The organism is Streptomyces mayonensis (genome assembly GCF_018982965.1).
Classification (GTDB): domain Bacteria; phylum Actinomycetota; class Actinomycetes; order Streptomycetales; family Streptomycetaceae; genus Streptomyces; species Streptomyces mayonensis.
This window is the reverse complement of sequence record NZ_JACBYP010000005.1, coordinates 125,752-134,917: the sequence shown is the minus strand read 5'-3', so window position 1 is coordinate 134,917 and position 9,166 is coordinate 125,752. Positions and strand designations below refer to the sequence as shown.

8 protein-coding genes are annotated in these 9,166 nt (G+C 74.5%); all 8 read left to right on the top strand.

Translation table 11 applies throughout. From position 1 onward, the window contains the following. A partial coding sequence (locus HZS56_RS03325; protein WP_253913638.1) for an acetate--CoA ligase family protein occupies nt 1-985 on the top strand: 985 nt, incomplete at its 5' end. A 73-nt stretch (nt 986-1,058) separates the two neighbouring features. Further along, nucleotides 1,059-1,655, top strand: coding sequence for a DUF5998 family protein (locus tag HZS56_RS03320; RefSeq protein WP_216719128.1), 597 nt, complete (start codon nt 1,059-1,061; stop codon nt 1,653-1,655). Beyond that, nucleotides 1,655-2,848: an alkaline phosphatase family protein gene (locus HZS56_RS03315; RefSeq protein WP_216719127.1), complete on the top strand. Its 1,194-nt coding sequence runs from the start codon at nt 1,655-1,657 to the stop codon at nt 2,846-2,848. The genes HZS56_RS03320 and HZS56_RS03315 overlap by 1 nt, the downstream gene beginning before the upstream one ends. Before the next feature lie 43 nt (nt 2,849-2,891). Then, complete coding sequence (locus HZS56_RS03310; protein ID WP_216719126.1) at nt 2,892-3,542, top strand: thymidine kinase; 651 nt, start codon at nt 2,892-2,894, stop codon at nt 3,540-3,542. Nucleotides 3,543-3,678: 136 nt separating this feature from the next. Continuing rightward, complete coding sequence (locus tag HZS56_RS03305) at nt 3,679-4,098, top strand: hypothetical protein (RefSeq protein WP_216719125.1); 420 nt, start codon at nt 3,679-3,681, stop codon at nt 4,096-4,098. Between the two features lie 96 nt (nt 4,099-4,194). Further along, nucleotides 4,195-4,689 carry a nucleotide exchange factor GrpE gene (locus tag HZS56_RS03300; RefSeq protein WP_308407973.1) on the top strand — a complete coding sequence of 165 codons (495 nt, stop codon included), beginning with the start codon at nt 4,195-4,197 and terminating at the stop codon, nt 4,687-4,689. Nucleotides 4,690-4,792: 103 nt separating this feature from the next. Then, the gene (locus HZS56_RS03295; protein ID WP_216719123.1) at nt 4,793-6,367 is read left to right on the top strand and encodes an Hsp70 family protein; all 1,575 of its coding nucleotides are present in this window, start codon (nt 4,793-4,795) and stop codon (nt 6,365-6,367) included. 168 nt (nt 6,368-6,535) lie between these two features. Continuing rightward, a complete protein-coding gene (locus tag HZS56_RS03290; protein WP_216719122.1) occupies nt 6,536-9,163 on the top strand; it encodes a SaeA-related protein in 2,628 nt (875 codons plus the stop codon). The last annotated feature ends 3 nt before the right edge of the window (nt 9,164-9,166 follow it).

Here is a 9,166-nt window from a genome sequence, read left to right as displayed (position 1 = left end):
CCTCCCGGACGCACCGCCGCCCCCCTCGGACGCACCCCGGTCCGCGCCTCCGGCCGGGGCCCGTCCCGCCTCGCCGACCCCGCCGTCCGACGCTCCCGAGCCCCTCGTCCCCGCCGACGGGACCCGGCTCATCCCCGCCTACCCCGCCGCCGAGCGGGCCGTCCGTGCCCTTGCCCAGGCCGTCTCCTACGCCCAGTGGCGGCGCGACGCACTCGACCCCGGCAAGGTGCCGGAGTACGAGAACATCGACGAGAAGGGCGCCGCCGAGCAGATAGCCGGGTACCTCGCGCGCGGGCAGGGGCTCACGCTCGGCATGCGGGAGACCTGCGAACTGCTCGGCAGGTACGGCATCCGCGTCCACCGCGCGCTGCCCGCCCCGACCCCCGACGACGCCGTGACCGCCGCGCGCGCCATCGGCTACCCCGTCGCCCTCAAGGCCACGGCCCCCCACCTGCGTCACCGCGCCGACCTGGGCGGCGTACGCCTGGACCTGGCGGACGAGGAACAACTGCGCCGGGCGTACGACGAACTGACCGAGCTCTTCGGGAAGCCCGCGGAGCTGCGCCCGGTGGTGCAGGGCATGGCGCCGCGCGGTGTCGACACCGTCGTCCGCGCGGTGATCGACCCGGCGGCCGGCGCCGTGCTCTCCTTCGGGCTCGCCGGCGCCGCCACCCAGCTGCTCGGCGACATGTCCCACCGGCTGATCCCGGTCACCGACCGGGACGCCACCTCCCTCATCCGCTCCGTCCGCACCGCCCCGCTCCTCTTCGGCTGGCGCGGATCGGCGCCCGTCGACGCGGCCGCCCTGGAGGAGCTGCTGCTGCGGGTCTCCCGGCTGGTCGACGACCACCCGGAGGTCGTCGCGGTCACCCTGGAACCGGTCGTCGTGGCCCCGCACGGCCTCAGCGTCCTCGGTGCCTCCGTCCGCCTCGCACCCCCTCCGGCCAGGGACGACCTGGGCCCGCGGACCCTGCCCGCCTACTGACCCGCCGCCGTCCGGGCACGCCCCGGTACGGGTGCCGCGGGAGCGTCCCCCGCAGTCAGTGGGTCCCCGTAGGATGGACGGCATGGCCAAGACCAGTACGACGACCCAGGGGCTGCGAGCGGCGATCGAGCGCAGTGGCTACTACCCGGCCCTCGTGGCCGACGCGGTGGAGGCCGCCGTGGGCGGCGAGCCCGTGCGGTCGTACCTGGTCCACCAGGAGACGACGTTCGACCAGAACGAGGTGCGCCGGCACGTGACCGTGCTCGTGCTCACCGGCGACCGCTTCATCGTCAGCCATACCGACGAGCAGGCCGCCGACGACACCTCCCCGACGCCCTACGCCACGACGTCCACCGAGTCCGTCAAACTCAGCCGCATCTCGTCCATCGTCGTCAGCCGCGTCGTCGCCAACCCGGAGAAGTACAAGCCGGGCACCCTGCCCCGCGAGATCGTGCTCACCATCGGCTGGGGCGCCGTCTCCCGCCTCGACCTGGAGCCGGCCGCCTGCGGCGACCCCAACTGCGAGGCCGACCACGGCTACACGGGCAGTTCGACGGCCGACGACCTCAGCCTGCGCGTCAGCGAGGCCGGGGACGGACCCGAGACCGTGCGCGAGGCGCTCACCTTCGCCCAGGCCCTCTCCGAGGCGACCGCGGACACCGGCCGCTGATGGTGCAGCCCGCCGCCTGGGACACGGAACCCGAGCCCCTCTCCGTCGCCTCCGCGCCCGTACCCGAGTACGGCACGGGCTCGCTCGCCGACCTGCTGCCCACCCTGGCCGCCGGCCTAGGCGTCCCCGGCTCGACCGCGGGTATCGCCGAGATCGCCCCCGCCGACCGCAACTGCGTGTTCCTGATCGACGGCCTCGGCTGGGAGCAGCTGCGCGCCCACCCGGACGACGCCCCCTTCCTCACCTCCCTGCTGGGCAGCTCGCGCGGCGGCACCGGGCGCCCGATCACGGCCGGCTACCCGGCGACCACGGCGACCTCCCTCGCCTCCGTCGGCACCGGGCTGCCGCCGGGCGCCCACGGCCTGCCCGGCTACACCGTGCGCGACCCGGACACCGGCGAGCTGATGAACCAGCTGCGCTGGCAGCCCTGGACCCCGCCGGCCGCCTGGCAGCCGTATCCCACCGTCTTCGGCCTCGCCCACGCGGCCGGCGTGCACACGGCCCAGGTCTCCTCACCGACCTTCGCCAACACCCCGCTGACCAAGGTCGCGCTCAGCGGCGGCGAGTTCCACGGCCGCCTGTCCGGCGAGGACCGGATGGACTGCGCCGCCGGGCAACTGGCCGCCGCCGACCGCGCCCTCGTCTACACGTACTACGCCGAGGTCGACGGCGCCGGTCACCGCTTCGGCGTCGACTCCGACACCTGGCGCGGCCAGCTCGGGCACGTCGACCGCCTCGTCCAGCGCCTCGCCGAGCAACTGCCCCCGCGCAGCGCCCTGTACGTCACCGCCGACCACGGCATGATCGACGTGCCCTTCGACGAGGACCACCGCATCGACTTCGACGAGGACTGGGAGCTGAAGGCGGGCGTCGCCCTCCTCGGCGGCGAGGGCCGCGCCCGGCACGTGTACGCCGTCCCCGGCGCCCAGAACGACGTGCTGACCTGCTGGCGCGAGGTGCTCGGCGAACAGTTCTGGGTGGCGTCCCGCGACGAGGCGATCGCGGCGGGCTGGTTCGGCCCCCGCATCGACGACCGGGTGTACGGCCGCATCGGCGACGTCGTCGCCGCCGCCCGCGACGACGTCCTGCTCATCGCCTCCGAGCGCGAACCGAAGGAGTCGTCGATGGTCGGCAACCACGGTTCGATGACCCCTGCCGAGCAGCTCGTCCCCCTGCTCGAAGTACGCTCCTGACACCTCACTCCCCGCTCCTCCGCCGAAAGGTGCCCACCCCCTCATGCCAGAGCTGGTGTTCTTCTCCGGAACGATGGACTGCGGGAAGTCGACACTGGCTCTCCAGATCGAGCACAACCGCTCCGCACGCGGCCTGGCCGGGATGATATTCACCCGCGACGACCGCGCGGGCCAGGGCAAGCTCTCCTCGCGCCTCGGCCTCGTCACCGACGCGGTGGAGGTCGGGGACGGCCAGGACCTGTACGCCCACGTCGTCGACCACCTCTCGCAGGGCGGCCGCGTGGACTACGTGATCGCCGACGAGGCGCAGTTCCTGGCGCCGGACCAGATCGACCAGCTCGCGCGCGTGGTGGACGACCTCGACGTCGACGTGTACGCCTTCGGCATCACCACCGACTTCCGCTCCAAGCTCTTCCCCGGCTCGCAGCGACTGGTCGAACTCGCCGACCGCGTCGAGGTGCTCCAGGTGGAGGCCCTGTGCTGGTGCGGCGCCCGCGCCACGCACAACGCCCGCACCGTGGGCGGCGTCATGGTCGTCGAGGGCGCCCAGGTGGTCGTCGGCGATGTCGCCCAGTCCGCCGACGAGATCGGCTACGAGGTCCTCTGCCGACGACACCACCGCCGCCGTACGACCGCCGCGACGGCCCGCGCGGCGGCCCTGTCCCCGGACGTGCTGCCGGTGTCGTCCGGCTGACACGTGGGACGTTCCTCCCGTCGCTCCCGTCGCTCCCGTCGCGAGGCCGGGGGATTTGTCCCCGATCCCCCCACCCTCCGGCCCACGGTGTCCTACGCTCGCCCCATGACCCGTGCGTTGGACGCTGGAGGACGTTGTGGTCCCGATTGCACCTGAACTGCTCATGGCCCTCGCCGGAGGCACCGCGGGTGCGGCGGGGGAACAGATCTGGATGTCCCTGCGGAACCTGGTCGGACGACGGTCCTCGGCCGGAGAGCCGGACGGACAGCCCCAGGGAGAACCGCACGGAGAACCGCAGGGGGAGCGCGAGCTGACGGCGCTCGTCCAGGTGGCCGACAGCACCGAGCGTGCGCGGGAGCTGGCCGAGGCGCTGGCACTCCGCGCCCGGCAGGACCCCGCCTTCGCCGAGGCACTCGCGGCCTGGCGGCGGGAGGCCGACGCGCTGGAGGGCACGCGGTCCGGGGCGGGCGACGTGCACAACACCGTCTCCGGAGGCACCCAGGACACGGTGATCATGGCGCGGGACGTGCACGGTTCCATCAACCTCGGTGGCTGACGAGACGGTGCCGGGCAACGCGGCCTTTCCGTCCCGGCAGGTGATCGCGCGCCGCTCCGCTGACGCGACGCACCCCTTTCCTCTATGGTGAACGCCGTGTCGGAATGCGCCGAATCCTGCGGGATCGCAAGCGAGTTCACCGCCGCGCTCGCTCGTCAGCAGCAGCTCGCCGAGCGCCGTGAGGAGATCGTCACCAGGCTGCACGACGAGGTCGAGCGGCTGCGCCGGGGCGAGATGGAAACAGCGCTCGACCTCGTACGGCACTCCCTGATCCGGCTCCACGACCAGATCCTGCGCCAGGCCGAGCACGTGACCGACCCGCTCGGCGTCGACGAACTGCGGGCCCTGCTGACCGCGTTGGCCGACGAGGCGGCGGACACCGTCGCCAGGACCGGCGTGGAGAAGTACGTTCCCGGGCCGGGCGAGGCGTTCGACCTGGCGTTGCAGCGTCCCGTGGGCCGCGCCGCCGCCGAAGGGCCGGAGGCGGACCGGACGGTGGCGCGGGTCGTGGCGCCCGGATTCGTCCAGGGGGAGCGGGTCGTCCGCAAGGCCGACGTCGTGGTCTCCCGGTGGGACCCGGATCCCCCATGAGCGGCGCCGTTCGCGCGGGCCCACGGGGCATGGCCGACCAGAACAACTGACGAGACAACAGGCGGGGCGGGCGCAGCGCGCGGCCGTCCCGGCGGGAGACCGTATGGCCGTCTACGGCATCGACCTGGGGACCACCTACTCCTGCGTCGCACGGATCGACGACGTCGGAAGACCGACCGTGCTCCGCAACCTCGAAGGGGCGGACACCACACCGTCCGTCGTCTACTTCGAGAGCCCCGACAGCGTCGTCGTGGGGCAGAGCGCCAAGGACGCCACCGTCCTCGATCCCGAGCACGTCGTGCAGCTGATCAAGCGGGACATGGGTGAGACGGTGCCGCGCGAGTTCCACGGCCGCGCCTACACCCCCGAGGAGATCTCCGCCCGCATCCTGCGCAAACTCGTCGACGACGCGAAGGCCGCCGACGGCGACGAGGCGCGCGACGTGGTGATCAGCGTCCCCGCCTACTTCGGACTCGCCGAGCGGGACGCCACCCGCAAGGCCGGCGAGATCGCCGGGCTGCGCGTCCTCGACGTCGTCGCCGAGCCCATCGCCGCCGCGCTCGACTACGGGGCCCTGGAGGGGGACGAGAAGCGCGGGGACCGGGCCGTCCTCGTGTACGACCTGGGCGGCGGCACCTTCGACACCACCGTGCTCACCCTGAGCGGACGCGAACTCACCGTGCTGTGCACGGACGGCGCGAAGGAACTGGGCGGCAGCGACTTCGACGACCGCGTCGTCGTGCACCTGGTGGAGCGGTTCCGCGAGCGCTTCCCGGACGTCGACGACCCGCTGTCCGACCCGCAGTCCGAGACGCAGCTGCGCAAGGACGCCGAGGAGGCGAAGAAGGCACTGTCCTTCCGGGAGCGCTACACCGTCCGCGTCATGCACCGGGGCCGGGTCGAAGCGGTGGAGCTGACCCGGGGACTGGTCGAGGAGCTGACCGGCGACCTGATCGAACGTACCGTCGACATCACCCGCCGTACCGTCGAACTGGCCGCGGAGCGGGGCGTGTCGTCCTTCGACGACGTGCTGCTCGTCGGCGGCGCCACCAAGATGCCCGCCGTCGCCGCCGCCCTGCGCACCCAGTTCGGCTTCGAGCCCAGGCTGCACAACCCCGACCTCGCGGTCGCCCGCGGCGCCGCGCTCTACGCCCTCGACCGGGCCGCGTACATCGTCTCCAGCGGTGAACTCCCCGCCGGACAGGCGCCGGACGTGCCGGAGACCGGCCTCGCCCACCGCCCGTACGAGATCTCCACCGTCGCCTCGCGCGGTTACGGCATCCAGGTCACGGACGTCGACACCGGCCACGAGTACGTCACCCATCTCGTGCACGCCAACGACACCCTGCCGGCGTCGGTGACCGACGACTTCTACACCATCCGGGACGGCCAGCGCAGAGTCCGCATCAGGGTGATGGAGCAGGCGGGTGCGGTGGAGTCGGAGGAGCTGGAGCACAACACCGAGGTTGCGCACGGCACGTTGAAGATCCCGCCGGGCAAACCCGCACGCTGGCCCTTCGAGTGCGTGTTCACGCTCGACACCTCGGGCCTCCTCACCGTCGTGGCCACGGAACGGGAGACCAGCGAACAGATCGAGATCTCCCTGCAGATCGGAGGTCTGTCCCAGGAGGCGGTGGACGAGGCACGCGTCGCGATGAGCCGCCAGCGCATCGGCTGACCCCGGAACGAGCGGTCAGGACCGGGGAGGCAGTCGGGCACGGCCCGGCCCGGAAGGCAGCAGCAGGACCGCGGAACGAGCAGGCACGACCGCGGAACGAGCGGGCGCCGCCGAGGAACAGGCAGGCAGGACGCAGGAACGAGCGGGCAGGACGGGGGAGACGAGGCCGTGGCCTTCGACGAGGCGCGCTACCGGCGCGAGGTGCTGGACGCCGGCCTGCCCGTGACCGAGGACCTGCGCACGCGCTACCAGTTGCCGCAGCGCCTCGACAAGAACGCGGTCGCCGAGGCGGTCGCCGCGGTCCGCGCCTGCTGGCGCCGCAGCCGTTCCCGGCTCAAGTACCGCGCCGTCATCGAGCAGTTGGAGGCCGGGTACCTCATCCACCGGCCCCTGCTGGACGCTGCCGCCGCCGGTGAGCCGCAGGGGTTGCGGGCCGCCCTCGAAGCGCACGGCCGCCGGGCCGAGACCGACCGGGCGCGGCTGCGCGCGGCCCTCGACGAGGCCGCGGGCGGGCTCGGCATGCTCGCCGAGAGCACGGTCGCGGAACTCGCCGCCGCCCACCGGGTCCACGAGGACCGGGTGAGGGACCTGCTGCCCGCCCTCGGGCTGCGTGCCGCCGAGCCCGACCCGCTGCCCCGGTCGGTGCCGCACCCGGCGTACGCGCGCTGCGCCGGTCACCTGGAGGTGCTGGGGCTGCGGCACCTCGGCGACTTCCTCGCGACGGGCACACCGGGCGGGCGGGCCGGGCGGCCCGTACGCGTCTTCGGCGCATTCCCCGCCGGCCCGCCTGCCGTCGAGGCCGCGGCACGCCGCTGGGGACGCCTGCCGCACGGCGCCGCACACACGGCGGCCCAGGCCGTGATCGCCGCCGTCCGCGGCGTGCTGGCCGACCAGGGCCCGGCAGGACTCGCCCGCATCCTGCTCCACGAACTGGCCGTACCGCTGCGGACGTTGCACGCGGCCCGGGCCACCCCCGCGACGCTCCTCGCGCACGCCGTGGAAGAGCTGTCGGTCGACGGGGACGACGCGCCGCGACTGGTCTTCGCGGTGCTGCACGAGGCGGCCGGGGACCCGGTGGCGCAGCGGCTGCGCCGGCTGGCCGCGGACGGACGGCTCACCGAGGCGGCGGCCGTTGCGGAGCGGTTGCCTCCGGGCTCGCTCGCCGAGGACGCGCGGGCACTGGCCGAGCACGTGCGCGGGAAACTCGCCGAGGCACGCGGCCTGGTGGACCGTGCGCGCCGACTGCCGCCGGCCGAGGCGGACCGGGCCTGGGACCTGCTGGACCAGGCGGAGGCGGCGGCCCGCGACCTGCCGGGGACCGACACCGTGCGCCGCGGCCTCGCGGTCCGCCCGGTGTCCGGCCTCACCGCGACCGCGGACGGCGCGGGCATCACCGTCCGGTGGCGGCACTCGCCCTCCACGAGGGGCGAGCCCGAGTACGTACTGCTGCGCACCGAGCAGCGCCCGCCCCGCGACGCGGCCGACGGCACGGTGCTGCCGCCGGCGTCGCCACGCGCCACCTCGTACCGGGACGGCTCGCCCCCGGTCTGCGTCCCGCTGTACTACGCGGTCGCCGTGCGCCGTACCGCCGAACCCGGCAGCGCGGCCTCGCCGCTCGCCGTGGGCGGGCCCGTCGTGCACTGGCCCGAGATCACCGGCGCCCGCCTGAGCCCCGAGGACCGCCGGATCACCGCCCGCTGGACCTGCCACGACCGTGCCCGCCGCGTCGAGGTCGTCCGCACCGCCCCGGACGGCGAACAGGTGCCGGTCGCCGCCCGCCGCGACGGCTTCACGGACGACGGGCTCGTCAACGGCACGACGTACCGCTACCACGTCCGCGTCGGCTACCTCACCGACGACGGACGGTCCGTGCGCACGGAGGGCCTCCGGCTCACCGCCACGCCGCTCGCGCCGCCCGATCCGGTCACCGGCCTGGACATCCGCCGCACGGACGACCACCTCGTGGCACACCTCGACCCGCCGCCCGGCGCGGAGGTGCGCCTCTACGGCTTCGGCGCCGCGCCCCCGTGGCCGGCCGGCACCCGGCTGTCCACGGCGGAGCTCCCGGCACGTCCGATCCCGGCGCAACCCGCCCCGGAGGGACTGCGGTTCGCGCCGCCTGGCCGGCCCACCGTCGTACTCGCGGTCACCGTCGCCGGGGAACGTGCCGTCGTGGGAGCACACGCCGTGGCCGCCGCGCGGACCCTCGGCGCCCTCTCGCTCACCCGGCACGGCGGCACGGGCGTGACCGTCGTCTTCGACTGGCCGCCGGACAGCGGCGAGGAGGTCGAAGTCACCTGGCGGACCCCCGGCGAGGCGGGCGAGCAGCGGCGCACCGTCGGCCGCGCCGCCTACCGGCACGAGGGGGGCGTACGGCTGCCGGCCGCGGACGGCGCCGGCGTGGAGGTCGAGGTGCGGCCGGTCGCCCTGCTCGGCGGGCTGACCTCCCACGGCCCGCCGAACACGGCGGTACTGCCACCACGCGCCGAGGCCGGCTACCGGCTGGAGCGGCACGGCCTGCCCGGACGCCGCACGGTCACCGCCGTCTTCACGGCGCGCTCCCCGGTACGGGCCGAGCGGCTGCTGCTGGTGCGCTCGCGCGGCCCCCTCTGGCCGCTGGAGCCCGCCGACGGGGACGTCCTCGCCGAAGCCGCCGACGTGACGCTCGGCCCGGACCGGGACGTGAAGCTGTCCGCGCGCCTGGTCCGCGGCCCGGGCGGCCGACTGCGCTGCTTCGCCGTCGGCGAAGGACTCGTACTGCGCGACCCGCCCCAGCACACGCTCAAGGTCACCTGAGGG

Coding starts and splice junctions, on each gene's coding strand:
- HZS56_RS03320 (WP_216719128.1), top strand. CDS start 1,059: ATGGACGGCATGGCCAAGACCAGTACGACGACCCAGGGGCTGCGAGCG.
- HZS56_RS03315 (WP_216719127.1), top strand. CDS start 1,655: ATGGTGCAGCCCGCCGCCTGGGACACGGAACCCGAGCCCCTCTCCGTC.
- HZS56_RS03310 (WP_216719126.1), top strand. CDS start 2,892: ATGCCAGAGCTGGTGTTCTTCTCCGGAACGATGGACTGCGGGAAGTCG.
- HZS56_RS03295 (WP_216719123.1), top strand. CDS start 4,793: ATGGCCGTCTACGGCATCGACCTGGGGACCACCTACTCCTGCGTCGCA.